Source organism: Aureliella helgolandensis, assembly GCF_007752135.1.
Taxonomy (GTDB): Bacteria; Planctomycetota; Planctomycetia; order Pirellulales; family Pirellulaceae; genus Aureliella; species Aureliella helgolandensis.
The window spans coordinates 3,468,135-3,493,113 of record NZ_CP036298.1 but is presented as its reverse complement, the minus strand read 5'-3'; the positions used below and the strand labels follow the sequence as shown (position 1 = coordinate 3,493,113).

General features: G+C 56.1%; 28 protein-coding genes. 22 read left to right on the top strand and 6 right to left on the bottom strand.

The genetic code is table 11. From position 1 onward, the window contains the following. The first annotated feature begins 2 nt into the window (after nt 1-2). From Q31a_RS12435 to Q31a_RS12335, 21 genes are all read left to right on the top strand, one after another. Nucleotides 3-377: a hypothetical protein gene (locus Q31a_RS12435; protein WP_145078023.1), complete on the top strand. Its 375-nt coding sequence runs from the start codon at nt 3-5 to the stop codon at nt 375-377. Nucleotides 378-398: 21 nt separating this feature from the next. Beyond that, nucleotides 399-2,201, top strand: coding sequence for a terminase large subunit (locus Q31a_RS12430; RefSeq protein ID WP_145078021.1), 1,803 nt, complete (start codon nt 399-401; stop codon nt 2,199-2,201). A 19-nt stretch (nt 2,202-2,220) separates the two neighbouring features. Continuing rightward, nucleotides 2,221-3,708, top strand: coding sequence for a phage portal protein (locus tag Q31a_RS12425; RefSeq protein ID WP_145078018.1), 1,488 nt, complete (start codon nt 2,221-2,223; stop codon nt 3,706-3,708). Nucleotides 3,709-3,758: 50 nt separating this feature from the next. Then, nucleotides 3,759-4,442, top strand: coding sequence for an HK97 family phage prohead protease (locus Q31a_RS30160; RefSeq protein WP_197356777.1), 684 nt, complete (start codon nt 3,759-3,761; stop codon nt 4,440-4,442). Between the two features lie 3 nt (nt 4,443-4,445). Further along, a complete protein-coding gene (locus Q31a_RS12415; RefSeq protein WP_145078013.1) occupies nt 4,446-4,832 on the top strand; it encodes a hypothetical protein in 387 nt (128 codons plus the stop codon). A 176-nt stretch (nt 4,833-5,008) separates the two neighbouring features. Further along, nucleotides 5,009-5,575 carry a hypothetical protein gene (locus Q31a_RS12410; protein ID WP_145078011.1) on the top strand — a complete coding sequence of 189 codons (567 nt, stop codon included), beginning with the start codon at nt 5,009-5,011 and terminating at the stop codon, nt 5,573-5,575. Next, complete coding sequence (locus Q31a_RS12405) at nt 5,568-6,779, top strand: ERV1/ALR-related protein (RefSeq protein ID WP_197356776.1); 1,212 nt, start codon at nt 5,568-5,570, stop codon at nt 6,777-6,779. Before Q31a_RS12410 ends, Q31a_RS12405 begins: the two co-directional genes overlap by 8 nt. Nucleotides 6,780-7,011: 232 nt before the next feature. Then, nucleotides 7,012-8,499, top strand: coding sequence for a phage major capsid protein (locus Q31a_RS12400; RefSeq protein WP_145078007.1), 1,488 nt, complete (start codon nt 7,012-7,014; stop codon nt 8,497-8,499). A gap of 99 nt (nt 8,500-8,598) precedes the next feature. Then, a complete protein-coding gene (locus Q31a_RS12395; protein WP_145078005.1) occupies nt 8,599-8,952 on the top strand; it encodes a hypothetical protein in 354 nt (117 codons plus the stop codon). A gap of 90 nt (nt 8,953-9,042) precedes the next feature. Continuing rightward, nucleotides 9,043-9,360 carry a hypothetical protein gene (locus Q31a_RS12390; protein ID WP_145078003.1) on the top strand — a complete coding sequence of 106 codons (318 nt, stop codon included), beginning with the start codon at nt 9,043-9,045 and terminating at the stop codon, nt 9,358-9,360. 18 nt (nt 9,361-9,378) lie between these two features. Continuing rightward, on the top strand, nt 9,379-9,993 hold the full coding sequence (locus tag Q31a_RS12385; RefSeq protein ID WP_145078001.1) for a head-tail connector protein: 615 nt from the start codon (nt 9,379-9,381) through the stop codon (nt 9,991-9,993). Nucleotides 9,994-9,999: 6 nt separating this feature from the next. After that, complete coding sequence (locus tag Q31a_RS12380; RefSeq protein ID WP_145077999.1) at nt 10,000-10,344, top strand: phage head closure protein; 345 nt, start codon at nt 10,000-10,002, stop codon at nt 10,342-10,344. After that, the gene (gene gp17 / locus Q31a_RS12375) at nt 10,341-10,751 is read left to right on the top strand and encodes a tail completion protein gp17 (protein WP_197356775.1); all 411 of its coding nucleotides are present in this window, start codon (nt 10,341-10,343) and stop codon (nt 10,749-10,751) included. The genes Q31a_RS12380 and gp17 overlap by 4 nt, the downstream gene beginning before the upstream one ends. A gap of 26 nt (nt 10,752-10,777) precedes the next feature. After that, nucleotides 10,778-11,203 carry a phage tail protein gene (locus tag Q31a_RS12370; RefSeq protein ID WP_145077995.1) on the top strand — a complete coding sequence of 142 codons (426 nt, stop codon included), beginning with the start codon at nt 10,778-10,780 and terminating at the stop codon, nt 11,201-11,203. A gap of 119 nt (nt 11,204-11,322) precedes the next feature. Then, nucleotides 11,323-11,757, top strand: a complete 435-nt coding sequence (locus tag Q31a_RS12365) for a hypothetical protein (RefSeq protein ID WP_145077993.1) — start codon at nt 11,323-11,325, stop codon at nt 11,755-11,757. Between the two features lie 297 nt (nt 11,758-12,054). Beyond that, nucleotides 12,055-12,822, top strand: coding sequence for a DNA-methyltransferase (locus Q31a_RS12360; protein WP_145077991.1), 768 nt, complete (start codon nt 12,055-12,057; stop codon nt 12,820-12,822). A 3-nt stretch (nt 12,823-12,825) separates the two neighbouring features. Next, on the top strand, nt 12,826-13,338 hold the full coding sequence (locus tag Q31a_RS12355) for an HK97 gp10 family phage protein (protein WP_145077989.1): 513 nt from the start codon (nt 12,826-12,828) through the stop codon (nt 13,336-13,338). Between the two features lie 2 nt (nt 13,339-13,340). Continuing rightward, a complete protein-coding gene (locus tag Q31a_RS12350; protein WP_145077987.1) occupies nt 13,341-15,473 on the top strand; it encodes a hypothetical protein in 2,133 nt (710 codons plus the stop codon). A gap of 4 nt (nt 15,474-15,477) precedes the next feature. Next, the gene (locus Q31a_RS12345) at nt 15,478-16,350 is read left to right on the top strand and encodes a hypothetical protein (RefSeq protein WP_145077985.1); all 873 of its coding nucleotides are present in this window, start codon (nt 15,478-15,480) and stop codon (nt 16,348-16,350) included. 554 nt (nt 16,351-16,904) lie between these two features. Beyond that, on the top strand, nt 16,905-17,570 hold the full coding sequence (locus tag Q31a_RS12340) for a hypothetical protein (protein WP_145077983.1): 666 nt from the start codon (nt 16,905-16,907) through the stop codon (nt 17,568-17,570). Then, a complete protein-coding gene (locus Q31a_RS12335) occupies nt 17,558-17,923 on the top strand; it encodes a P27 family phage terminase small subunit (RefSeq protein WP_145077982.1) in 366 nt (121 codons plus the stop codon). The genes Q31a_RS12340 and Q31a_RS12335 overlap by 13 nt, the downstream gene beginning before the upstream one ends. Before the next feature lie 133 nt (nt 17,924-18,056). On the opposite strand, the gene Q31a_RS12330 is transcribed toward Q31a_RS12335, so the two are convergent. Further along, entirely contained in the window at nt 18,057-18,353 is a 297-nt protein-coding gene (locus Q31a_RS12330; RefSeq protein ID WP_145077980.1) for a hypothetical protein, read from the bottom strand. Between the two features lie 58 nt (nt 18,354-18,411). On the opposite strand from Q31a_RS12330, the gene Q31a_RS12325 reads away from it, so the two are divergent. Continuing rightward, nucleotides 18,412-18,819: a hypothetical protein gene (locus tag Q31a_RS12325; protein WP_145077978.1), complete on the top strand. Its 408-nt coding sequence runs from the start codon at nt 18,412-18,414 to the stop codon at nt 18,817-18,819. Between the two features lie 90 nt (nt 18,820-18,909). Here Q31a_RS12325 and Q31a_RS12320 read toward each other — a convergent pair whose 3' ends face one another. From Q31a_RS12320 to Q31a_RS12300, 5 genes are all read right to left on the bottom strand, one after another. Further along, nucleotides 18,910-19,653 (bottom strand): hypothetical protein, encoded by a 744-nt coding sequence (locus Q31a_RS12320; RefSeq protein WP_145077976.1) that lies wholly within the window; start codon nt 19,651-19,653, stop codon nt 18,910-18,912. Between the two features lie 79 nt (nt 19,654-19,732). Continuing rightward, nucleotides 19,733-20,371 carry a DUF4145 domain-containing protein gene (locus Q31a_RS12315; protein WP_145077974.1) on the bottom strand — a complete coding sequence of 213 codons (639 nt, stop codon included), beginning with the start codon at nt 20,369-20,371 and terminating at the stop codon, nt 19,733-19,735. Nucleotides 20,372-20,861: 490 nt separating this feature from the next. After that, nucleotides 20,862-21,731 carry a tyrosine-type recombinase/integrase gene (locus Q31a_RS12310; RefSeq protein ID WP_197356774.1) on the bottom strand — a complete coding sequence of 290 codons (870 nt, stop codon included), beginning with the start codon at nt 21,729-21,731 and terminating at the stop codon, nt 20,862-20,864. Between the two features lie 257 nt (nt 21,732-21,988). Further along, nucleotides 21,989-23,713 (bottom strand): tetratricopeptide repeat protein, encoded by a 1,725-nt coding sequence (locus Q31a_RS12305; RefSeq protein WP_145077970.1) that lies wholly within the window; start codon nt 23,711-23,713, stop codon nt 21,989-21,991. A gap of 350 nt (nt 23,714-24,063) precedes the next feature. Further along, on the bottom strand, nt 24,064-24,933 hold the full coding sequence (locus Q31a_RS12300) for an MBL fold metallo-hydrolase (protein WP_145077968.1): 870 nt from the start codon (nt 24,931-24,933) through the stop codon (nt 24,064-24,066). Nucleotides 24,934-24,979 lie beyond the last annotated feature (46 nt).

Sequence of the window (24,979 nt, the reverse complement as noted above, 5' to 3'; positions counted from 1 at the left end):
CGATGGCAAGCTTTATAGGGTTAAACTTCGGACGCGAGACCGAGAACAACACCGGCGGCGCGGTCGTCATTCGCGGCCCCCACCAATCTATCCACCTGAGCATAGGCCACGAGGGAGCGGTGGAAATACCGGTAAAGGACGCCGCCGGCGACGCGATCGACTTAGACGAATCGACATTGCGCCTAATCATCCAAGATTACCGCGCGGCGAACGTAGCAACGCTAGAAAATGGAGCAATCGCCCGCGAATCGCCGACCGTTACAGTCAACCTAAGCGGGACCACAACAGCGAAGCGGCGAACGCTCCGGTGGTATCTATTCGACATCACAGGGGGCGGACTAGTCGAAGTAGCCGCCGGCTACTTCCCAGTGTACTAACGGACGAACGGACGGCCGACAGTGGCAAGAAGCCCAGCAGCCAAGAAACGACCCAAACCAGCACGACGCAAAACGACCCGGTTGCTCGACGCGATCGGAAAAGCGAAACGCGCCGGATGGTACAAGTACCTCCGCCAAGGTGAAGGCGAAGAGGCCGACGAACGCGCCATTATCGCCGGTTGCTACTTCGACCCATACCGCGCGGACCACTGGCTGGAATTCGCGGACGAATACGGCACGCTAACCGAAGGCCCCTGGAAAGGCAAACCATTCCGGCTGATGGAGTGGCAAGCCACCGCAACCGGCCGGCTATTCGGATGGCTAAAAGAATCGCCCGAGTGGGGCTATCCGGTTCGCCGGTTCAGATACTTGTATTTGGAAGTTCCGAAGAAATCCGGCAAAACTCCGCTCCTTTCCTTAATTGGCAATTACTTACTATTTGGTGACTCATGGGACCGACAAATCAACCTGTATCTAGCAGCGACGACCCGCAAACAGGCGGAACGCTGCCTGATGCACGCAGTACGACAGGTAAGAAATCACCCGAACCTCAAAAGCGAAGCGAACATTCGCAAGCTAGAAGGCTTTTATTCGATCGAGTACGGGGACAACTCGTGGAGCGTCGTAGCGGCTGACCCTGACAGCGCGGACGGAGTAAACGGCCATTGCCTAGCCGATGAATTCCACCGGTGGAAAGGGTTTGAATTTTACAACGCGTTGAAGTGGATGCTCGCCAGCCAACCCGAGGGAGTGTTCGCAGCAATCACCACCGCGGGAAGCGATATGCAGAGCGCATGCCGAACCGTCCACGAAAAAACGAAGGCGGTAAACAGCGGCCGACAAGTCGACGAAGCCCACCTAGGCCAAATATGGGCGGCAGATAAAGACGACGACCCACACGACGAGAAGACCTGGCACAAGGCGAACCCGAGCCTAGGAAGTACCAAGGAACACCCGCTCAAGCTTTCGACCTTCCGACAAGACTACGAAGCGGCCAAACAGGAGCCGAGCCAGTGGCCGGCCTGGTTGCGACTCCGGCTAAATATTTGGTTGACTGCCGAGAACGCCTGGCTGGATGAAGCTTGCCCGCGCGGAATCGAGGACTGGGATTCAGGAGCAACAGCCCGCAAAACGCGACGGGTGGATTGCTTCGAAGCATTCAACCGCGACGAACTAGCAGAACAGGCACGCGACGGACTTACCGCATACCTAGGGCTAGACTTTGCGAGTGTTCGCGACACAAACGCGGCCGTTGTTTCGATCAAGCGCGACGACCAGACGATAGCGGTAATTCCTCACTTTTGGCTACCGGAGCGAGAAGCCGAACGCCAGGCTAAACGCGTCCCCTATCGCCAATGGGCGGACGCTGGACACATCAAACTGACCCCCGGCGACGTGATTGACTACAACGTGATTTTCGACGACCTGGTCGCAATTCAGGAGCGTTGGGGAATTTGCAAATTCTTCTACGACCCGTTGTTCCAGGCCGAGTGGATGACCCAACGACTCGAAACCGAAACGGGCGCCGTTCGCTGGGAGTTCCCCCAGACCATTATGCAATATGGCCCGATTATCCGCGAAGTAGAGCGGCAGATTATCGGACACGATCTAAGACACGACGGAAACCCGGTCCTAACTTGGCAGATCGGAAACGCACAAGCCAGGACCAACGCCAACCAAGACAAGCGACTAATCAAACAGAAGCACGGCGACTACCGGAAGGTGGACGGCCCCCAAGCCATGATTATGAGCTTGAGCGACATCGTCGCCGGAATCGAGAACGAAGGCGACTACTACGAGAACAACGAAGTCGAAGTAATCTAACGCAAACCAAGGGCCAAACATGGCAACCGCGACCATTGAAAACCATTCGCTACTTGTGCTCTCTGACACAAGGACGAACGAAACACGCGACAACAATTCGCTAAACAACCCGGCAAACCCGATCAGCACCGAAACGCTAAACGCCCTCGACTTTTCGAGTGTCGAAAGTATCGCCGGAGAGCAAGTATCGAAACGGTCCGCCCTATCAATCCCGGCCGTCTATCAAGCGGTTTCGATGATATCGGGCGACGTTGCCAAGCTCCCCATGGGAACCTGGCGACGCCTAAAGGCCGGCGGCCGAACACTGGACCGCAAGCACCACGCCTTCAAATATGTAAACCTAGTCGGCCGGCCCAATGAGGAAGTGAACGCGTTTAAGTTTTGGCGCCGGTTGATGGTTTCCGCTTTGCTGTGGAACAATGGCTACGCATGGATTGACAAGAACGGCCGCGGCGAAGTGCTGGGAATCTACAACCTCTTACCCGACCGAACCACGCCCTATCGCTACCGGGGGAAGCTGCGATACATGACGGAAGTTTCGGGCCGGCTTGTCTCACTCGAAGCCGACGAAGTGTTCCATATCGAAGGCCTGGGAATCGACGGCCTACACGGTATGGACCTAGTCGGACTATTCCGCGAAGTGTTCGGCCAGGCACTCGCGAAAACGAAGTACAAGAGCAAGTTCTTCAAATCCGGTTTAATGGCCGGCGGAGTCCTAGCAGTACCACCAGGCCAAAGCGTAGCAAGCAAAGAGAGAGTAGAAGCCAAGCTAAAAGAAAAGTTCTCAGGATCAGATAACGCATTCAAAACGCTGGTTTTGCGCGACGGCTATAAATGGTTCTCCACGAACGTGGATCCACAAAAGGCACAGTTGACCGAATCGGAAGAACAAGACGCCCGCCAAGTGGCGCGAATGTTCAACATCAAGGCCGGCCGGCTATCCGTCGAAGGAGCCACTAGCTACAACGCCGACGAAATGGCAATTCGCGACTACCACGACGGAACGCTAAGCCACTGGCTAATCGGTATTCGCTGCGAGGCCAACGCGAAGCTTCGAACGCCGGAAGAGATCGACGCGGACGAAGTGTTTCTGGACTACAACATCAACGCGCTAAACTGGGCAGACGCCAAGACACGCAGCGAGATAGCCACCACCGGAATTATCCACGGCCGATGGAGTCCCAACGAGACGCGAGACTGGGAGAACCTAAACCCATACGAAGGCGGAGACGTTCGCTACCGACCGCTAAACCTGGAACCTATCGACGGTCAAACGACCGACGAAGACACGCGCCAGGCGGCCGCCGAAAGCCTAGCCCGCGGAGCGATCGACCGCGCGACCAATCGCCTAGGCATCAAACTACAACGAGCCAAAACAACCGACGCACGCGCGGCAATCTGGACCGAAGAGGAACCAACAATTCGCGAAATGATCGGCCCCGCCTGCGACGTACTCGAGCTAGATATCCAATCGGAGCTCGGACGCCTCCAAAAGCTGACCGAATAGCGCCGCGGATTATCCCGCGGAACATCCCAAACCCAAAAGGACGAACAACGATGCACCAAAGAAGCAACGCCCGCGCCGAAGTGCGACAACTCAGGAACAGCCTAGCCGCGGTAAAGCGAGCGGACGCGACCTCGCCGATTAAAGGCATTGCGGCCGTCTACTATCGAGCCGACGCCCCAGGGACCGAATACTGGCTGTGGGATGACATGGTCGAACGCATCCACCCGGGCGCATTCGATCGAGCCATTGCCGAGAACCACGACGCCCGCGCATTGTACAACCACGACGCGGCCGCGATCCTAGGTCGCGTGAGCGCTGGAACCTGTCGCCTATCGTTGACCGAAGAAGGCCTGGCGTATGAGATCGACGCCGACGCGAGCGACCCAGACCACCAGCGAGTGAGCGCCAAGCTTGACCGCGGAGACGTTACCGGTTCGAGTTTCGCATTCATCACACGCAAGGTAGTCTGGGAAGAGGAAAAGCTAGACAACGGACAATGGCTATATATTCGCAACGTCCACGACCTAGACCTTTTCGACGTTGGCCCGGTAACATGGCCAGCCTACGAAGCGACCGCGGCCGGCCGTTCGACGCGATCCGATGGCCAGGCACCGAAGGCCGGAGACGTTGACCCACTGCGCGCAGCCCTGATGCAGGAACGCGACGCCCAACTGCGAGCCGGCGACGATGAAGCGCTAGAAATGCGCCTGCGACTATTGGAACTCGAAGGCTAAAACATGACGGAACCGACCACATACGGCCATAGCAAAGGAACGGCCGAACGCCTAACAGAAATCGCCAACCTACCGGGGACGGTTTCGAGAGCGCGAACGCAACCGCTCAGGCGCCCCCAGCTAATCGGAGGCGACGGCGGCGAAGTGGTCTGGGGAACGTACACCCTAACGGCCGGAATGACCAACGAAGGGGACTACTACGAAGCCGCCGGCGACGTTGTCGAGATACCGGGCGGCGCAATCACAACAGGCGAAGAAATCCGCGCTTACGTCGATACCGCTTACGCCCAAGTAATCGGAAGCAAAGGCCTAGCGGTTCAGATGGACGGCTGGTGGATGGTAGTTACCCCCGAGTGTGCCACGCCGCCCTTCGAATACGTCGAGGATTAAACCCAATGCCGACGGCCTGCCAATGTAACTGCTTTCCATGCTGGCACTGCGGAAAGCATCCCACGAGCATCGCCCTACAATCGCTGCGAGGTTATGGCTATGGCGACGGGTGCTGCAGCGCGATAGCAGGCAGCTACACAATAGCCCCATGGGGAAGCACCATAGAAGCCGGCCGGGTGCTGATACCAGAGACCCGCGAAATTATCCACGACACATTCGGGATAGAAAGAACCTACGGATACATAGCGGCTAAAAACGCTTGCAACGCCGGCTGGCATTTCGAGCCCCAAACCGAGAAGGAGTACACAGAAGGCTGGGGCGCACCGTTTACCGCAAAAACGATAGGCCCAATATGCGGAGAGCACGAATTCTTCGCGCCTCCCGGCTGGCAATGGTGGGGAATCACCGCGGCGCAAATCGTTCTGCGACTCTCCAACGCAAAAGAACTACACCAAGCCGACCGGCCATTCGTCGAAGTGAAAGTTTCCCTAACGCTACAGGGACCAGAACAAGCGGTCTATCGAACCGACACCTACCGCCTAGACGCTACCCTCCCATGTAATGACATCACGGACGCGCCCGCCCCCTACATCTCCCGAGAAATGGGCGCATCACTCCACTACCCGCCCGACCCCATCTACACAGAGCCCGAGGAAATCGGCGGCGAATCGGGAGAGATCGACTGGTGGGAATGTCTACGCGATCCGGCCCCGTTGTTCACGGTAGGAGTTGGTTTTGATTAAATGCGACGGTTGCGGCCGCCTAGTCCGCTCCAGTGTTCTACCGCTCCATTGCCACTGTGGAACCACAACCCACAAACTAGCCGACGGAACCGCCAACACGGCTAGCTCGAGCTATTGGGGCAAGTTGCACCGGTACACCGGACGCGACGCGGCCTGGGTGTGGAAATGGCTGGACGAATACAACGGTTGCCCCGCCTGCAAAGCCGACTTTCGGCGCTATATGCAGCGGAACCCACCAAACACCAAAACGAAAGATTCGCTATTTATGTGGGGAGTCGACGCGCACAACTGGGTCAATCAAAAGCTAGGCCGCGCAATCTTCACCTATACCGAAGCCCGCCGGCTATACCGCTCAACACCAAACGCCGCGCCCGATCTTCCAACATACGACCAGGACACCGCCGCGGCACTAAACGCAAACGTCGACGTTGTAATCCCATTCCACGGCGGCGACGCCCGATTCGCTGCGGAGTCGATCGAGTCAATGCTCGAACAACGCAGGGTATTCACTTTCCTGCACATAATCGCCGATCAATGCGACATTCCCGCGGAGGTGGTACGAATCGCCAAGACCGACCCCGAAGTGAGACTTTACACCACGCCGCGGAGAATGGGACCGTATCGCATAGCCAACAGCATCGCCCGCCACGAAGCCGCGAGCGACTTTCTAGCGATCCAAGACGCGGACGACATCAGCACGCCGCACCGACTAGCCAAGCAACTACAAACCCTAATCGGGAGCGACTACGCCCAAACATCGGGAGCAATGCAGAACTTTACCGATGAGCAAAACCCCTACCTACTGGACCGCCGGCAAACCGAACACACCATCCTCCCGGGCGTATGTTTCCACCACGTACCCGGCGGCCGTTGCGTCAACTCAGTTCGAACAATTAAACGCGCGATATTCGAACTCCTAAACGGTTTCGCCGATGAATTGTGTTCGATGGATTTTGACCTAGACAACCGCCTGGCGTTGGCAGGCTTCAAAACACACTGGGCAAGCGACGTTGTAGGCATGCGCCGCCTGCACAGTCAAAGCCTGACCAATGGCCCCGAATACGGCCCCAACACCGCAGCCAGGCGAGCCGCGAACGCGCTGTGCATTCGCAACCTCAAAACGATGCAGAAGCGGCCGACCATCAACCAGGCGGCCGAACTCGGAGGCATGCTCAAAGCCGAACGCCTCCAGCGCATCAACTAAATTTGCGGGAAATGGAACGCCACCCGGTAAACTACCGACCAGTGCACCCGGCTTCCCCCGGTTCGACGTCCACACGCCGACACAGCCGAAAGGCTCAGGGAGCCAGCCTCTAACGCATTTGTCGGCGTCCATACGCGACGAGTTAGGAACGGTTCACGCCCAACCCTAGAACAAGCTCGTCGCCTCTCTGCGAGGCGGCCCCTAATACCATCACCAAGGAAGGTAAAACACCATGACAAAAAAAACGCTATCGCTTGAAGAACTGCGCACGAACAAAAAGAAACTAGGCGCCGAGCTTCGAAAGCACATCACCGACTACAACGAGCGCCGAAAGGACGGCAAAGAAGGCTGGCCGGAAGAAACCCGCGGAGCCTATGAGGCGGTCAGCCAGCAATACGACGAGAACGAAAAGGCGCTAATCGAAGCCAGCAACGACGACGAAATGGCGACCCGCATGGAATCCCTGCGCGAGGACGAAGAAACGAGCCGACGCACCGGAAACCGGCCAGGCCTTGACGACAAGTTGCCAGGCGAAGAAAGAAGCTACGGCGACGCCGGCCTGGACCGCGACGGAGCCAGCGAGTACGCGAAACGCCAGAACGACAAACGCCTCGCCTTCCGCAGTTGGCTAGCCGTCGGCATGATCTCGCAGAACCCGAAGATTCTCAACGACGAAATGCGAGCGGCTTGCCAGCGTAACAAATTCGATCCGATGCAGGCGAACATCGAAATTCCCCTCCTGTCGACCGAACAACACCGCGCGGTACAGCTTGAGGCCTATTCGATGACCCGAGCACAGCGCCAAGCATTCGCCCACAACGGCGAAATGCGAGCCCTGTCGAAGTACACCAGCGCGGCCGGCGCTGAATTGGTGCCGCAAAGTTTCGTCACCATGCTAGAAATGGCAATGCTCGCGCACGGCGACTTCCTAAACTACGTCGACACGCTGACGACTCAGAACGGAGAAGCTACCCATTGGCCGATCGTCGACGACACCGCCAACGAAGGAGCCTGGGTTGCGGTCGAAAGCGAAGACACCCAAGTTATCGGCGAGCCAAACCCGACATTCGCGCGACTCTCATGGGACGCCCACGAGCTGCACAGCAAGTGGATCAAGGTTCCTATGGCGCTGGATGAAGATTCGCTTTTCAATATGGAAATGATTCTCGCCATGGTGATGGGAGAACGCCTCGGCCGTTCCATCAACCGATCGGCGACGACCGGAAACGGTACCAAGCAGTGTAAGGGTATCACCCTGGACGCACCGACCGGGCACACGACCGCGGCACAAACCGCGATTGCCCTGGACGACATTATCGGATTGGAACACTCTGTGGACCCCGCCTACCGCGACGAGTCCCAGTATATGTTCCACGATAACATTCTAAAGTACCTGCGATTGTTGAAGGACTTGGAAGGCCGCCAACTCTGGCAGCAGAGCATGCGGGACGGACAGCCCGACAAGCTCAATAACAAGCCCTACGCGTACAACCAGCACATGGCCAACACGGTAGCCGCGACCGAAATTACAGCGATTTTCGGACGCCTGAGCGACTACAAGTTGCGACGCGTGAAGAATGTTCGAGTGGTTCGCGCCAACGAACGCTTTGTGGAAAAGCTGCAAATCGGTTTCCTCGGATATATCCGAGTTGACGGCAAGTTGATGCGACCCACCGCGGACGCCCAAACGGCCGTCAAGAAGATGGTGCAGAAGACCTAAGCCAACCCGCAAACCCTTAGAAGCGCAGGCCAACGGCCGGCCGTCGAGCAATCGGCGGCCGGCTTGCGGCAATAGACGACCCCAACAAAGGAGGCCCCAATGCCCAAAACCAAAATCGTCATGTTGACCTCACTAGCTGGTGCAGGGATCGACATTCAGCCCGGCAATATTTGCATTTGCTCACAAGAGGACGCCCAGAGCTTCCTAGATGCGAGGTACGCCCGACCGTTCAACGCCAAACAGGACGAAGGACGAACCGAAAAGCACTACCCCGCCGAGCCCGAGCCCGAGACGAAGCCGGCCAAGAGTGAGCCGAAAGCCGCCAAAGCGGAGACGAAGGTCGCGAAAGCTGACGCGAAAACGCCAACGAACAAGACAAGCCAGGCGGGAGCCACCGAACCGGCCGCACCAACCAAAACGAAACGGCGCCGCGCGAAGTCGCCCGCCGCCTAGCTTGTCAATTTAAGCCGCAAGAAATCACACCCAACCGCGCGACCTCGCGCGGTTGGAACAAGTAAGCCCCGAACGTAAAGGCCGGCCAGGATGGCAAAGCCAAAGAAAGAACAGCTAGCCCGCTATTCCGATTTGAAGAAAAGGAAAAGCGCGCTTGAGTCAGACGCGCGAGCCCTAGAGACCGAAATTAACCTTCTAAAGGACGTGATTACGACGCACCTAGAAGACATCGGGAAGAACGATGCACAAGTCCACGGCTACCGCTTGACGCTCGAAGAGGGACCGCCGCGGCCGAAGTGGAAGGACCACTTCGTAAGCATCAACGGAGCCGAGGCGGCACAATACGTGATCGACCACACGCCGCGAAACCCAACGCTAAAAGTGCTCCCACCAACGCCCAAACCCTAAGCCGAGATAATCGCCGCGATGGATCGCTACCGATACGGAATCAGGAAGACCGCCTACGCGGACGAAGACGTGGTCACCCTGGAAAAGGCCCGCGCTAATTGCTCAGTAGACGGAGACGAGCACGACGACATGCTCGCCGACTTGCTGGAAGAAGCGAGAAGCTACTTCGAAGACCGCACAGGATGCAGCCTAACGACCACAACGTGGGAAATGACAATAGACGCCTTCCCGCGCTCAAAGTGGCTTAATCTGCCACGCTGGCCCCTCCAATCGGTCGAATCTATCACCTACACCGCGGCCGATGGATCGGAAGCAACGATCGCCGCCGAGGAAATCGCCATTCGCAAAGGTGACGACGACCGCGGACGCATCGCCCTCAAAGACTGGGCAGGATGGCCCGAGACCAAAGCGACGCCCGACGCGGTCCGCATTTCGTTCAAAGCCGGCTGGGCCGATCCCCAGGCGGTCCCGAGGAAGTGGAACCGCGCCCTACTGATGCTCATTAGTTGGTGGTTCGAACAACGCGAAGGCGCGATTCTAGGCGGCGCTAACACCGTCCCCCTAGGCATTGATGCCCTAATTGATTCGGCCGCGGCCGTCGGCGAATTCGACTCCTTCGACTTGTGCGAGTAACCACCCATGACCGCAGTTCGCCAGCAATCACGCTTTAGACATCGCGTAGGCTTCCAACGCCGCGACGAACAACTAGACGACCTAGGACGCGCTAAACGCGACGCCGGCGACTGGGAAACATACGCCACGCGCTGGGCAGAGGTGAAGGAGTTAAGCGGCCGCGAAGCCGAGAAAGCGAAGCAAGTAGCAGCGGACGCGTCTATCGCGATCGCCGTTCGCTGGTTTCCTGATGCCAAGTCTACCGACCGGCTGACCTACCGCGGCCGAATCTTCGAAATCAAAGCGATTATAGACCCCGACGCGAGCCGCCGCGAATTAACGATTCTATGCGGAGAGGATCGGCGCCCGTGAGTTACTTTTCGATTCCCAAGCTACTACGCCAGGCACTACTGGCGAACCCAACACTAGCGACCGCAATAGCCGGCCGGCTGCATTACCAGGAAATCCCGCAACCGTCGGAATTCCCTCACGTATGGTACACCCGAAACGGCCGCGACAAAGAGACCGACATAGACAACAGCGAGACGCTGAGAATTGAGCGCTACACGTTCGAGATTGTCAGCGATAAAGACGCCGAAACCATCGTCGGGAAGATAATCGAAACACTCGAAGCCTTCGAAGGTGAAGCAGGCGCCGAACTAGTGCAACTAGTCGAAGTTGAAGACGCCGACGACGACTACACGTTCCAAAGCATCGGCGAAGAACTGCCCGACTACGTCCACGCCTTACAAGTCGCCGTTTACATTCTGCCACTCTAAACCAACACCAACGCACGGAGGCACAAATGCCACGCAAGAGACTAGGGAACAAGCCCCTTTTGAAACTGGACGGGACAACGATCGGTTGTCTATTGAACTTCACGCCTCCCGAACGATCGCGCGAGGAAGTCGACGTTACGTGCATGGAGGACGACGCCGAAGATTTTCTGGACGCGGACCCACCCAACGAAGGAATGCTAAAGTTCGAAGTCGTCTGGGAACCAGGCGACACCAATAGCGAACTTCTCGACGCGCTTTTCGATGAAACAGACCCCGAGGACCGCGAGGGCGCTTTCGAAATCGTCTGGGCAATGTTCACGCCGATAGTTACCGACGCATTTAGCGGCCGGATTCTCAAACTATCCCCCAACCAAGTCGAGAAAAAAACGCTAATCAAGCGTTCCGTCGAAGTGCGTTTGACTACCCCAGTAACTCGCACGATCGCCAGCTAACCACGATTCAGTGCGCGCCGCGCCGAGCCTGAAACCGTTGGGGCCGACCGCGACGCGCGGCGCGCACATTTTGACACGGCCCCAACTGCCCCAACAACCCCAAGACCGGATCCAAACCCATGAGCAACCTTAAAGCCAAGACCGAAGCCAAACTAGCCGAACCCAAGACGCTGGACGAAACCAACATCCTAAGCGGCGCCGACATCCTGACCGCCGACAAGCTGCGAGCAGTGCCGGTGGTCACCCACGAATGGAAAGCAGGCTCGCAAGTGTACGTAGCTGAGCTGACCGCCGACGAACGCGACGAACTAGAACAGAGCTGGGGCGACTACAAGCGAGAACGCGACGAAGAGGATGGTATCGGCTTCCGCGCATGGTGCGCCGCTTACTGTATCTGCGACGCGAGCCGCAACCGAACCTTTATCGGCCGCCAGGTAGAAGCCGCGGAGACGATCGGCAAGAAACGCGGCAAAACAGCGAGCCGCATTTTCAACACTGCCGCGCGAATTAACGGACTGACCAAGGCCGACATTGACGAGCTAGAAAAAAACTAGCCGGCGACGCAGCCCGAGAACGCCGGTGGCAATGGCGGGTAGCCCTCTCCCTGGGCTACCCGAGCCGCCGCGCATGGCTGCGTTGCATCTCCTCAATAGATTACGCCGAGCTAGTCGCGCTTTCCCACCTAGAACGGATCGGCTACGAACGAACCGACCTATACGCCGCGGCAATGTCCGGCAACGCGCCCGAAGCTTTCTGCCACGAACCACAACCAGAGCAAACCGCGGAGGAGTTATTCGAGGCATTCTTGCCAATCGTCACGACTTCCGAAGCCGAAACGGAAACCCGAAAACATGGCCCCCAAATTGTGCGAGCGCTGCCGACGCCTCCAGACGAAACCGGCGAAGGGTAAAGGCTGGACAATCCACCACGGACCGGCCCAACAGATGCTGCAGCGAATCGACGATTCGACAATTGCCGCATTCATCACAGACCCGCCCTATGCGTCCGGCGCTGGGACCATGATCGGAGCACTAGCGAAGAGTTCCACCAAGTACCAGAACAGCGAAAGCAAGAAGCTACCAGAGCTAGACGGCGACTCAATGCTGCCGGAGGCCTGGTCGGCAATGATGCTAGCCGTTGCCCACCAAATGCGACGCGTAGCGATGCCCGGCGCCGATGTCCTAATGTTCTGCGATTGGAGAAGCCTAAGCCGCCTAATCGAAGTCCTAGGGGGTGCTGGCTTCGGACTGCGAGGGACCGCGACCTGGAACAAGGGAAACGCAGCCAGGCCAAACCGCAACGGATTCCGAAGCCAAACCGAGCTGATTCTCCACGCGCGAGCCCCAGGCAAATTAGATAGGCCGAGTGATGTCTACCTACCGGGCGTATTTGAGCACAGGACCATCCAAAACGGCAAGCTGCACATGACGCAAAAGCCACTTGAGCTAATGCGCGAGCTTGTCGAAATCGCCCCGCCAGGCGCGACGATTTTAGACCCATTCCAAGGGGCCGCGACGACCGGACTAGCAGCAATCGAAAGCGGCCGCCGCTACATCGGCTGCGAGTCGTCCGCGGAGTACCACGCCATCGCCACGGATCGACTACGAAACCGAGGCTAGACAATGGCCCCCTACCTTGTGACCGGATCGGCAACGCTAAACGCGAAATTGAACGCGCTCAAATCGGGCAAAGCCAAAACGCTAATTCGGCGAGCGAGCCGAGTTGCATTGAAACCAGTACAAGAGGAAGCCAAGCGACTGGCGCCCGTTCGCTCCGGCCGGCTGCGCCGCTCAATCAAAGTTCGCTCAATGGCCCGCTCCCGTCGCCAAATTGGCTCGAGAGTAACCACCAACAAAAACGACCGACAGTTCAACGGCCGTTTTTTCTATGCCGGCCAAATCGAATACGGCTGGCAAGCAGGCAAGCGAGCAACCAACGAGAGCCTAGGAGTTCCACGACGCAAGCACAGGACCTCCGACCAAGTGCTCGAAGTCCAACGCCGAAACGCTGCCCGCCGAGTGATTAAGGGACAAAAGTTTATGAAGCGCGCGGCCAAGTCCAAGCGAACGGCCGCAATGAGAATCTATCGGCGCGAACTAGTCGCCGGAATCCGAACACTAACAGGGGCGAGCTGATAATGTCCGTAATCGAAAACCTAGACATCACGCTTGGCGCCCGAACAGAGAAGCTTGACCGCGGGCTAGACCGAAGCACCGGCCGAGTGAAGAAATTCGACAAGGACGTTAGCGCCATTGGCAAAACGGCCGAAGCAGTGCTCGCACCACTGGGCGCCATGGGTGCCAGCATTCTCGCAGCGGTGCCAGGTGCCACCGCGGCCGCTACTGCCTTCGCATCAATTGCCGCCGCATTCGCGACCACCAAAGCGGCAAAAGTCGCTAAAGACGCTTTCGACACAGCCAGGGAAACGAAGGCCGCCGCCGCAAGTATGGACTCATTCGCGGACGACGCATTCCGCGCGGCCGTCGGAATGGCCGCGGCTTCGAAGCACAGCGGACAACTGCGCATCACCTCCCGAGCGGCGACCGGACTTGCACGCTACAACCCCGCAACATCCTATGCCGGCCGGCACAACTACTTCGACGACGGGAACACCATCGAAGGCAGCGCGAAGAAGATCAGCAGCGTACCCGCAGCGGCCGACGCCGGCACAACCGCCCTACGGGGAATGTCGGTCGCCGGAGTAGCAACAGGCGCAGCAATCGCCGGCGCTTTCGTCGCGGTCGCATCGTCCGCAGTAGCCGCGGCCGTCACGATTCGCGGTGTGGGTGTTCAGATGGGAGAAATCGACAAGATAGCCAAGAGCGCGGCAATCGCTAACGTCACATTCCGAGAGCTGGCTGGCTTCCGACTCCTGACCGAAGAGACGACCGGCAAAGGCGCGGAGATTGCAGACAAGGCCGTCCAAAAGCTTCAAATCAGATTGACCGAGGCCGAGCGGAACGGCGGCGCCCTCGACGACCAACTAAAAGCCATCGGCCTAGACTCCGGCGACCTCCTGCGCGCTGGACCGGTCGACGCAATGCGCCAACTCGCAGCGGCTACGGCCAACATGAAAAACCCGTCGGATCAATTGGTCCTAGCCTTCCGACTATTCGAAGAGGAAGGCGCAGCCTATGTGAACACGCTGCGAGCTGGCCCGGCCGCGATTAACGCGAGTATCGCAGTAGCCGAAACGCTGGGCCTCACGATCAGCGAAGCCCAAGCCAAGGCAGTAGAAGCCGCGAACGATGCCTGGGGACGAACCAAGCAACTATCAACCGGAGTATTCCGCCAACTCGCAGCGGAGTCCGCGCCCGTTCTGACTGTCATCAACCAAAGTATTCTTGAAATGGCTAGCGGATTCAGAACCACCGCCCAAGCCATTGGACCGGTAATCGACAACCTCGCCATAGGCGCCGGGTTCGCTTACGACATCTACCAAGCGCTAGACATGGTTCGCAAGCTCCAGAACCAAGCCAAGACGCTAGACGCTGCGGGAATCCTCGAAACGCTAGACCAAGGTTTCGACTTCGGAAGCGCGGAGAAGTTCCTGGAGAAGATCAACGAAGCACGCGCCGCAGCGATAGAAGCGGCACAAGCAGCCAAGGGAGGCGGAGGCCTGGACCTATCCGCGATCGCAGCACAAGAAGAAGCAGCGAAAGCAGCGGCAGACAAAACCAAAGCGGCCGCCGACGCCAAGGCAGCCACCGACGAACAGAACAAGCAAGCAGTGGCCGAACGCCTAAACCAACTACGCGAAGAAATCCAGACGCTGCGAGATGGAGCCGCGGCCGTCGACCGGATGCGACTAGCCCGACAAGGAGCGACGGCCGAGCAGCAAAGGGAGTTTAAGGCAATGACCGACGCCAAAGCCGCCTTGGAGAAAAACCAAGAACTGATGGCCCAAGGCGCCGAACTTCAAAAGCAGTTTGCCACACCGCAACAACAGCTAAACGCCGAAATTGCCGACCTCTCAAAGCTACTTAACGTCGGCGCGATCGACTTCCAAACCTTCGCGCGAGCGAGCCGCGACGCCGCGACCCGACTAGGCGAAGAAAAGGAACCCGAACGCAAAGCCGATACCCCGACATTCGGAGCCCTAGAGCGAGGATCGGTTGCGGCCTATTCCGCAGCCCGAGCCAATGAACGAGCCGGACAGAAGGAACCGCTCCAAGTACAAGCGAACGCGTTGCTAACACAGGTAAACGAACACCTAGCGCTAATCGCAACGAAGGTTGCCCCACCCCAACAAGTCGGAAACGCAGGGTAAATAAATGCCAACAATCAAAGGAATTCGAAAGGCCGCCGGCCAAGAGGGATCAATAGAACTCGGCGACGAAAAGCTATTGCGCCGCTATTCGTTGGAGTATCTGGTAATTGCCGACAACAAAACCCAGGGGCCTATCGAGATATGGTCGACCGTCGGCCTACCAAGGGTTGGAGTATCGACGTACTCCTACGCCGGCGAAATCGACTCCGCGGCCGTCTGCAAAAGGAAGGTGCCGAAACGCGACCCGAAGCAAAGCCTAGTTTGGATTGTGCGCGTTGAATTCGACAACGACCCACGAAGCAAAAGCCAGGAAAATGAGGACGACTATCCCGAAGCAATCTCCCGGCCGCCGATCATCAGTTGGGATTCGGAGTATGGCGAAGAGATTCTACACAAAGACTATTCCACGCCACCAAAGGACGTTTTGAACTCGGCCGGCCTTCCATTCGATCCGCCAATTGTGGAGCCGGTAATCTATCCGGTTCTAACCGTCGAACGCTACCAGGCGGTCTTCAGCCCGGCGACGATTCTAGCCTATGAGAACCATTCGAACTCGGATGAATTCTATGGAGCCGACCCAGGCCACGCGCTGGTGGCTAAGATCGCCGCGACCCAAGTGGTGGAGGACGCGGTAAAACTTTGGAAGGTGACCTACCGGATTCGATTTGCAACCGAAGGATTCGACGCCAAACCCCTAAACCAAAGTAGCCACTATCGAACCCCCGGCGACGAAGTCCTCCACGCTTTCATCAAGGATAAGGTTCCCTACATTGGCAACCTAAAATCTGACGGCGACCAAGCGCCGGTGGGAGTTACGAGTTATGGCGACTTCCGCCGAAAAAAACGCGTTGCCTTCGGGCCTCTGAATTTGGAGTAACGCCCAATCGAAACCGACCAGCGACCGGCCGCCGATTTGGCGGCCGCTTTTTTTTCCCGAACCTATACCCCCCCCCAAAAAATGCGCCAAAAATGTGCGCGCCTAACCTGCGGTCTACGTCCCGGCCCTGCGCCACAATCTGACCGCCCCCCGCCGCCGAGGGGTGCCGGAGGCCCGCGCGGCCTCACAGGTGCGTCTAGGTGTTCGATCGCTAATATGGCGATCCTAGCGCCGGAATGTCGATAGATTCCTTGCCTACCCGCACAAATGCGGGCACAATGAAGCTAGACAAATCGACCAGCGAAAGCAGGCCCAGTCCATTCACGAAAGCCGCAACCAATGAACCAACCAGCCGACCAGCTCCAAGCCGCGATTGCGAAGCGAGCCGAGCAAATGGGACTAACCCCGTACGCGCTTGCAAAGCTCTGCGAGGGAAAGCCTAGCGAGGATACTATCCGCCGCTATTTGTCCGGCGGGACTACCAGCAGCAGCAACGCCGCGAGATTGTGCGACGTACTCCAACTAACCCTAACACCAAAACGAAAAGCCAACCAATGAGCCGCCAACCGTCCCTGTTCGCTGCGAGCGACGACAAACCAACCGCCCGACAATCAAAGCGAATCGCCCGAGCCGTCGAAGGATTCCATACCGCCGCCGAGACCATCGGACCTATCGAGCCGGGTATGTCGCTATTCGCGATCACCCGCGGCCAAATCTCCATGATCGACGTTGTTCGCCACGTAATAAGCCAAGCAACCGGCCCCGTTCGCGCATCAGTGTGGACTTGGTGCATTGCAGAATACGAGGTGGAAGCGTTCGAGTATTTCTTCCGCGAGTCGATCATCGAACAAGCCACGCTAGTTATTGACCGCTCAGCCGAACAGCGCAACGCGGAATTGATCGCCCGATGGCGCGACCGCTACGGCCGCGACGCCGTCCGCGTTTGCATGAACCACGCCAAGATCAGCACGATAGAATGTCAAGCGTTCAAAGTGTTGGCCCGCGGTTCGATGAACCTAAACTATAACCCCCGATTCGAGCAATTCGACATCTCGGAGGGGGACGGAGCGTTCGACCTGGTCCGCGAGATCGAAGAGGACCTCCCAGTCCTTCCGCGGCTATCGTCCCGCAAGGAAGCCAACGACGCTACCAAGCTGACCGAATCATTCACCGCCGATCAATTAAAGCCATTCGAAGGGATTAAACCGTGGGCAAAGTAAAGACGCCAACAGCCAAGCAGACGCAACCGACCAAAGCGACCAAAGCGACCAAAGCGACCAAAGCGACCAAAGCGACCAAAGCGGAGGCGGCCGAACTTCCTGAAGTACCAGACCACGCTGCCGTGTTCGCGCTGCTACTACAACAGGGGAACAGCCGGCAAGAGGCCAACATATACGCCGCGAATTATTGCGAGTACAAAGAGGCACGAGCCAACGTCAGAAAGTGCGGCGCAGTGACCGCCAACCCGCGCACCGGCGCACCGATGGATAACCCTTACCTAAAGGTTCGCGATAAAGCCGAGGCCAAATTGCTCGCAATGGGGCGCCGGATGAAGACCGAGGGGCTATGGTAGCCTAATGTCAGGAGGCGGAGTTTTAGCCTGCCTTAGACAATGCGAACCATAAAACGCCGTACTCAATTCTGGCGTAGGAACCAACACCATGGAGGAGCCTGCGTCTCGGAAGGTAGTAAAAAGCCGGAAAAACTTAATTTATCTCGTCGTCAGTTTGCAAGGGAAGCCCAGGCGCGAGAGACCAGCCGTCGAAGCTATACTTTCCAGTTTCATCGTCGAATTCGTAAACGGCGGAAATCTTAGTACGTCCAACTGCGACCGGTGCGCTCGGATCAGCGCAAGCGTTGGCAGGGTGTGCGACCGTGTCGTAATCAAGGACTATGCGATTCGGATAGCGGGTCAGAGTCTCGACATCCTTTGTCGGTCGAGCGAAATCATAATCAATTCGGAGGCCGGACAGCGGTCCTCCCAAAAACTCATGCTGTGTCATGCTGTCAAACAATTCTGATTGAAATGATAGAAGAAACGACGGGACCAATCGACGTATAGTGCAATTCACCTACGAACAAACCAACAGCCATGGCAGCACCTTTAAAGGACAACCACCAACCAATAGTACTACCACTACTACTCAAGGTCAAGCTTCTACTTTTGTCGTAAATAAGGTGATGCTGAATCGAATTCCAACCGCGCCATTTAAATTGAAATACAAACACCAATCGAAGGTAGAATCCGAGTTTGAAGTCTATTCACCTTCAAACGCTTCCTCTTCGATCCGAGTTAGCAGAGAGACAAACCAGCGGATCGCTATTGTACACATCGCCGCGAATGGATCGGTTGCAGCCAACCCCCGCACCGGCGCACCGATGGATACCCCTTGCCTAAAAGTTCGCGACAAAGCGGAAGCTAAATTGCTCGCAATGGGACGTCGGACAAAGACCGAAGGCCTTTGGTAGTGGCGGACTCACTTAGCCGCGGGAAATGATTGTCAATTGTCAATCCTTCTGCCACCGAGGCCCGGGCGCACTCATTTACAATCAGAATCTTCACATTGGCGCAGCAAACAGGTTCGATTGCACGACTTCTAATTTTGAGAGCCCAAATCTATCAATAAGAAGTGCGATAGTATCTCGCATGTAGCTATCGGCGTGTGGCGACACGTAAAGCGTTTCAATAAGCGGCTCAAGTTTTACGGAAATACTTGAACCAGAAGGAAACTCGGTTTCAGAACTATCGTTGCCTAAATCCATCAATTCAGGATTCCAGTGCAACATACGCAATTCATTTTCGAATACGAAACAACGCCTTTTTCGCATGAATGGTGTAAACAAATTCTGCATTGGCATTGTTTCAGTATCGTAGTCCAAATATTTGACGCGGCCGTAATAAATGGGCGGATCAACATCTGCTACGGCGTCCCGCAGGCGGTGTAGAGTTGATTTAATTGCAACCGATTTTCCGTAGGCCGAATGGATTTGCCAAAGTGCCGCAGATTCTTCTTCACTAATGTGCCAGCAGCTTATGTACAGGCAATTACGAAGCTCATTAATTCGATTCTGGTAAGAAGTCCAGAGATCATGGATTTTCTCTTCTGGCCCTTTGAAACTCTTCAGAAAAGTTTGGAATGTTGCTTTGGAGTACCGTCCCTCCCATCCATCCTCGAAGTAATCGCAACGTGAAAACCAAAGTGAGGATGACGTTAGCAAATGCAGGAACTTGTCGATTGTCATGTATCGCCAAATCGACGTGAAGGATTCGGGACTTTCAATGTGTGGATGCGATTCAAGCATGGCTATCTTTTGTCGTTCGCCCGCGATTAATCTTCAATCTTGAACACGTGTTAGCGGAAAACCTTCGTGCATCGCTTACTTATAATGACTTCGTCTGATCCCGCCGAGTTATCGCGTCACGAGCTTTCTCAGGTAGCTTGGTGTAAAGCCCCGATACTCTCTTGGGCATGGCGATCATGTATTCAACAATCAGATTTGTGAGCTCAAACAGCGAGTCCACGACATTCGGATCGTCAGTGTCAATTTGGCCGGGATGGACAGCTTCATTGCCAGTCACGCGGACAATGTCCAATGACTGCTGCACAATGGAAGGCAACCCCTTGTTGACAAGCGCTGCAATGTCGGCATTTATGTTCTTACCTTTTTCACCGAGTTCAACGCAGAGCACCTGAATGGATAAGCGAAGCAATGCTGCAGAAGCGCGCGGGGAACGCGTGAAAAGAGCTGCGGCCTCTTCATAGAGTTTGCGGACTGATGGCGGCATCTCAGTGTTCGGGCGTGGTGCTAATCCGGTGAATGGATATAGCATTTCGTCCACCAACCAGATTGTGTGTTTTTCGCAATGAGTGCAATGGCCAACACGTATCGGGTGATTATCAACATTTGAGTTCACTTCTCCCCCGAAGAAAGTCATCATACTCCAGCATTGCTGTGCAATCGCACCGCAAAGAGGGCAAGTAAAGGATTTAGCAAATGGCGTCGGCGGGATGAAGTTCATTTATTGTGTGCGATAATTCATAATTATCCCGGGATCATCCGCGGATAAAGTGGTTTGATAGGAATGCCCAAGGTTGAACCGCGGACAACACAATCTAGAGGCAGCCAATCGTACTACTTTCGATAGTTGCGTGCAAGTTGCTAGCTATATTTGCTAAGCAGCTTAGTGGGCCAATACAAGCTCGAGATAAAACGCAATCGGCTGACTAATAATTAGAAATTGGTTCAGTTCTTCGCCATGGAGCCCATTCCCACGTCGCTACTTCGCGCTCAATTCGGTTTAGAAATCGCGGGAGCAACGAAACGATAGCCGGTTCGTCTCGATTCGCATACATTTGTTCTTCAATGAACGTGCGAACACCTTACGGATCGCCTGTTGGTACAAGCTGCATATTTTAGTCCTATAAGCAATTGCGACAAAACCCGAATGCGGGATGCTCCTTGGAATATCCCGTTAGTCTGATCAATTGCATTGTTCGATACTGCAAGCACTAAGCTTGCCGGCGCGTCCAGTCCCTGATTGCGTCCGACGTTTGGCGAGTCTCAATGAATCGCGGATCAAGATACCTAAGCGTGGTCCTCCTGTCGGAATGGTCCAACGCGTTCTGCGCGTCCATCCCCTCTTGATTCAGGACAGAGGCTACGGTTTTTCGGAAAGCATGAAACGCTCGATCAGAACTTGGAGCAATACCTGCAGCCCGAACGACATCCTTCCAAGCTCGCCAAATGTAGGTTGGTGAGTAAGGCCAGGGGAAGAGCTCCTCTTCATGGCTGTACTTCCGCATTCGCTCAACCCACCCCTGAGAATCAACACCGAGTCTGTAGCGACGATCCCGAGTCTTGCCCTTGCGAGCTTCAGCCGGAATGATCAACCATTGCCCATCTATCCAACTCCACTGAATCGCGCGGATTGCCGAAATCCTCTCCCCGGTATCCAGACAGATCGCAACCAAGCAACGCCAATAGACGCTTCGCGGCACGCCAGCAAAGTACCCCGTCTGTTCATCAATTGCGGTACTAAGTTTTGCAATATCGTTCCGAGTCCAAGCAATTGGAATTCGTTCTGGTTCTGGTTCGTCTTTGACCTGCGGCCAAGTAGTCAAAAGCCCACGTTGACTCGCAAACCGCCAAAGCGCGGAAAGCTGAGCTAATTCCTTGTTTCGTGTTGCGGCCGCTACTTCGTGCCTGCGCTGAAGGTGTCGAAGAACATTGATGTCCGTCAAATCCTCGACTATTGGCGGACGCTGGAGCGTCCGCTGAAACTGCCGTATTGTCAATTCGTATAAACGAAAGCTGTTCGGAGACTTGCCGCGCAAACGATGGGGAGCATAAACATCGTTGAAAAACTCGACTAAAAGCATGGTGAGACTCTCAGAAGTGAGACTGGGCAGAATCAAAATCATGCACCTAAAACAAGAAAGTGCCGTATCCGCCCTTCGTATTCCTCGCAGCCCAGTAAAGGGTGCGGAACGATTTAGCGGTATTTCCGATTCCGCGGGCCAGCAGCCACCCCGCGCTAGAGTACACCACTCGACTAAGTCAGGCGGTATAGGGGTCACTAAAAAAAGAAAGCCAGCCTTCAATTGCGAAGGCTGGCTTTTTTTGTGGACTTGCCGATTTACGTGTCGATGGTTTCCGATGCGGCCGCGATGGGGCGCTTGTTCTCTTCCACCTCTTGCTCTTCACGCCAGGGCTTGTCTTGCTGGTAGCTCTCGAGCTCTTTTTTCAAATGCTCCAGCTGCTCTTGATCGCCATCTTCATCCTCAGACGCCAACTCGACCGATTTGGCAGACCACTTACGAGCATTTTCAAAATCACCATTCTCCGCGTAGGCCGCAGCTAGGGTGCTCAGAATATGTGGCGCCTTGTAATCGGTGACCTCGCACGCCTTGAGCCCCAGCTCCAAAGCACGAGTCGCGTCGCGCAGTTCCTCGTTGGGGGAGGTCGCGAAAACCCACGACAGGTTATTCAGCAGACCACTGTAGTCGTAATCCAACTTGGGATCGTCCTCCGTCTCGCCTCGCTGCTCTTCCAAGGTCTTCAATGCTGCTTCGTAGTCGGCAATCGCATTCGCATGCTCGCCAACACTCAAGAGTGCATCCCCTCGGTATCGCATCGACTCCCAGTCCTTGGGGTCAGATTCGATCAGCTCGCTGAGTAGCCGGATGGCCAATCGAGGGCGATCATCGAGCTGGTAATAGTTTGCTAATTGCTTGATCCAAGCGGTGTTAGTCGGGGAGGCTCGCACCAGCATTTCCATATCAGTGATCGCATCGGAATAACGCTGCTCGCGCGCGGCCACCATACTGCGCATCATGACCCCTCCCACGGAATTCGGCTCAATGAGCAAGGAGTCGCTAATATCTCGATTGGCTTTTTCGGTATCACCTCTCAGGTAGTGAATTTCTCCACGCATCACCAAGGCTTCATAGTCGCGATTATTGAGTTCAATAGCTTTATTTAGATCGTCGAAGGCCGCATCTTGAGCTGCTCGCTGCTCTTCCTCCCCCAGGTCATCCTGGTAGGATTTCAGACGGTAGGCACGGGCACGCTCTCGGTAGAAAGCTCCATTTTCAGGAGTCTTGTCAATGCGTGCCGATAACAACTTGATGGCTTCATCAACTTTCTGCAGTCCTAGTAACGACTGGATGGCTGCACCAATCGCAAACATATTGTCTTCATCTTTTTCAAGCAGGCGTTCGGCGTCATCCACCGCCTCCTGCAATTTGCCCATCGACATCTGCAGCATAACCCGGGCTTGCCACGCATCGGTGTTGGTCGAATCGGCTTCAATGGCCTTTTGCAGATCTTCGAGTTTTTCTTCGTTGCTCTCGCGTAGTCCTGCGCGGAGAATCAATGCCGACGACAAGTCGACCGGCTTATCCTTAAGCAGCTCGATCGCTTGATCAACATGCTCCTTGGCTTGACTGCGGCTCCCGCCGGCCAGGGCTTTGATTTTCGCCATCAGGATTAAGGCATCCGGCAAATTGGGATTGGCCGCAACGGCCTTTTCTAGATCTTCGACGGTCCGCTCCCGCAGGCGGCCCACGGCAGCTGGATTGCTCGCGATGCGCGGCAGCTGCTGCCACAAGAGCTGAGCGCGTTGAAAGGCAGATGCAGCCAATATCTGATTGGCTAGCTTCGCATTGGGCTCGTCGAGCCCCAATTCAATGGCTTGCTCGCACAGTTCGATGACCTTGCCCAGATCAGCCGGAGACTGCGCACCGATTTTCGCATCGGTAGCTTGGTCCAGTTTTTCGACCCCCTCGTTCTCAGCCCTCAGATGGCTTGGCGCCAGGAGTACAAGAAACAACCAAACGAATGCACTCGTTCGCAAACGCATGCAAAAATCTCCAGTAGGTGTAAGGTGTGAAGTGAACAAAGGCAGCAGAGGCTGCCTGCACACATCTTTATCCTAGCGAAGTTTAGGGGTAGATACCAATAGCGGCTGAGGCCTGGCCATGAAAATCCCCACGTGAATACCGCGGAATCGGCGCGGATCCAAGCTGTCCCCCACACGAGCGTGCGAGGCGGTAGCGGCACAAATACCTTCCCCGCACCCGCCGCACTGCTTGCCGCGCAAAGATGTCCGCGCAAAAAGATGCCCCCCCCCTACACCAGCGGTGTGATGCCCCCAAGCACTCCTCTGGCCCAAACCAGTGCTTGCCCCAAGACCATGGTCCCGCTGAGAGCCTACTGAGAGGACTGGTCGACGCGTTCGTCGGGAAGCCAGATTTTGAGGCGTCCGTCAAGCAGTCCAGGCAACTTCTTCTCGACTTGCCGGTGAACCTGCTGCGCATTGTAACGGACGCTAAAGTGGGCGGCGATAATCAACTCATTGCGAAACGCGTCAGCCCGCTCCACAAAATCGTCCAAGTGCATGTGGCCATGCTTGTGGATTTTCTCTTTGCGGTGCTTCGGAGCCACAAAGGTCATTTCCGTGATCAGGATCTGAGACTCTAAAAACTGTGGATTCTGATCTAAGCCAGGTGGACTCGTATCGCCCGTGTAGGCCACCAGAGGAAGACGGGTCTCCACACTCACTTCCGTCCCAGACATGCGTATATCACGAATCTCCGGCCCGCTCAGCGTTTGAAATTCTGGCCGTAGCTTGTTGCGCCGCTCCCAAATCAAATAACCGACGCTGGGCACCGTATGCGTCGTCCTATGAACCGACATCACCAATTCACGTGACAATTCAATCTCGTCACCAGGTTCAACCGGAATCAATTCGCAAGGAAGTCGACCACGATCAAGCCGCGAATAGGCTTTCAGCAATGCCTCCACACCAGGCAGAATATGTCCGGGGAGATAGATGGTCGGCGGCTCCATTTTCATCATTCGCCGTCGAGCCACGTAGACCGGCAAGGCAGCTACGTGATCCAAATGGCCGTGCGTAATGGCCCAGGTGGCAGTTCCCATGAAGTCCCAGGGCTGCGCACCTAGATCAAATCCGATTTTAAGCTCGGGCAATCTCCAGTAGCTTTGAACCGCTGCGCGTGAATAGCCTTCAATCGTTTGATTGCGATGTTTGTAAGTTAGGAATGGCGCGTTTTCTGGCATGGAATCTAGTTGTCAAGTGAGGGCACAAAACTGCAATTTCCGTCAC

Bases quoted from the DNA above. Each gene is read 5' to 3' on its own strand.
- Q31a_RS12315 (WP_145077974.1), bottom strand. From the start codon at position 20,371: ATGAACTTCATCCCGCCGACGCCATTTGCTAAATCCTTTACTTGCCCT.
- Q31a_RS12385 (WP_145078001.1), top strand. From the start codon at position 9,379: ATGGATCGCTACCGATACGGAATCAGGAAGACCGCCTACGCGGACGAA.
- Q31a_RS12435 (WP_145078023.1), top strand. From the start codon at position 3: ATGGCAAGCTTTATAGGGTTAAACTTCGGACGCGAGACCGAGAACAAC.
- Q31a_RS12350 (WP_145077987.1), top strand. From the start codon at position 13,341: ATGTCCGTAATCGAAAACCTAGACATCACGCTTGGCGCCCGAACAGAG.
- Q31a_RS12330 (WP_145077980.1), bottom strand. From the start codon at position 18,353: ATGACACAGCATGAGTTTTTGGGAGGACCGCTGTCCGGCCTCCGAATT.
- Q31a_RS12360 (WP_145077991.1), top strand. From the start codon at position 12,055: ATGGCCCCCAAATTGTGCGAGCGCTGCCGACGCCTCCAGACGAAACCG.
- Q31a_RS12380 (WP_145077999.1), top strand. From the start codon at position 10,000: ATGACCGCAGTTCGCCAGCAATCACGCTTTAGACATCGCGTAGGCTTC.
- Q31a_RS12355 (WP_145077989.1), top strand. From the start codon at position 12,826: ATGGCCCCCTACCTTGTGACCGGATCGGCAACGCTAAACGCGAAATTG.
- Q31a_RS12310 (WP_197356774.1), bottom strand. From the start codon at position 21,731: ATGCTTTTAGTCGAGTTTTTCAACGATGTTTATGCTCCCCATCGTTTG.
- Q31a_RS12300 (WP_145077968.1), bottom strand. From the start codon at position 24,933: ATGCCAGAAAACGCGCCATTCCTAACTTACAAACATCGCAATCAAACG.
- Q31a_RS12370 (WP_145077995.1), top strand. From the start codon at position 10,778: ATGCCACGCAAGAGACTAGGGAACAAGCCCCTTTTGAAACTGGACGGG.
- Q31a_RS12415 (WP_145078013.1), top strand. From the start codon at position 4,446: ATGACGGAACCGACCACATACGGCCATAGCAAAGGAACGGCCGAACGC.
- Q31a_RS12425 (WP_145078018.1), top strand. From the start codon at position 2,221: ATGGCAACCGCGACCATTGAAAACCATTCGCTACTTGTGCTCTCTGAC.
- Q31a_RS12400 (WP_145078007.1), top strand. From the start codon at position 7,012: ATGACAAAAAAAACGCTATCGCTTGAAGAACTGCGCACGAACAAAAAG.
- Q31a_RS12340 (WP_145077983.1), top strand. From the start codon at position 16,905: ATGAGCCGCCAACCGTCCCTGTTCGCTGCGAGCGACGACAAACCAACC.
- Q31a_RS12395 (WP_145078005.1), top strand. From the start codon at position 8,599: ATGCCCAAAACCAAAATCGTCATGTTGACCTCACTAGCTGGTGCAGGG.
- Q31a_RS30160 (WP_197356777.1), top strand. From the start codon at position 3,759: ATGCACCAAAGAAGCAACGCCCGCGCCGAAGTGCGACAACTCAGGAAC.
- Q31a_RS12365 (WP_145077993.1), top strand. From the start codon at position 11,323: ATGAGCAACCTTAAAGCCAAGACCGAAGCCAAACTAGCCGAACCCAAG.
- Q31a_RS12305 (WP_145077970.1), bottom strand. From the start codon at position 23,713: ATGCGTTTGCGAACGAGTGCATTCGTTTGGTTGTTTCTTGTACTCCTG.
- Q31a_RS12390 (WP_145078003.1), top strand. From the start codon at position 9,043: ATGGCAAAGCCAAAGAAAGAACAGCTAGCCCGCTATTCCGATTTGAAG.
- Q31a_RS12345 (WP_145077985.1), top strand. From the start codon at position 15,478: ATGCCAACAATCAAAGGAATTCGAAAGGCCGCCGGCCAAGAGGGATCA.
- Q31a_RS12320 (WP_145077976.1), bottom strand. From the start codon at position 19,653: ATGCTTGAATCGCATCCACACATTGAAAGTCCCGAATCCTTCACGTCG.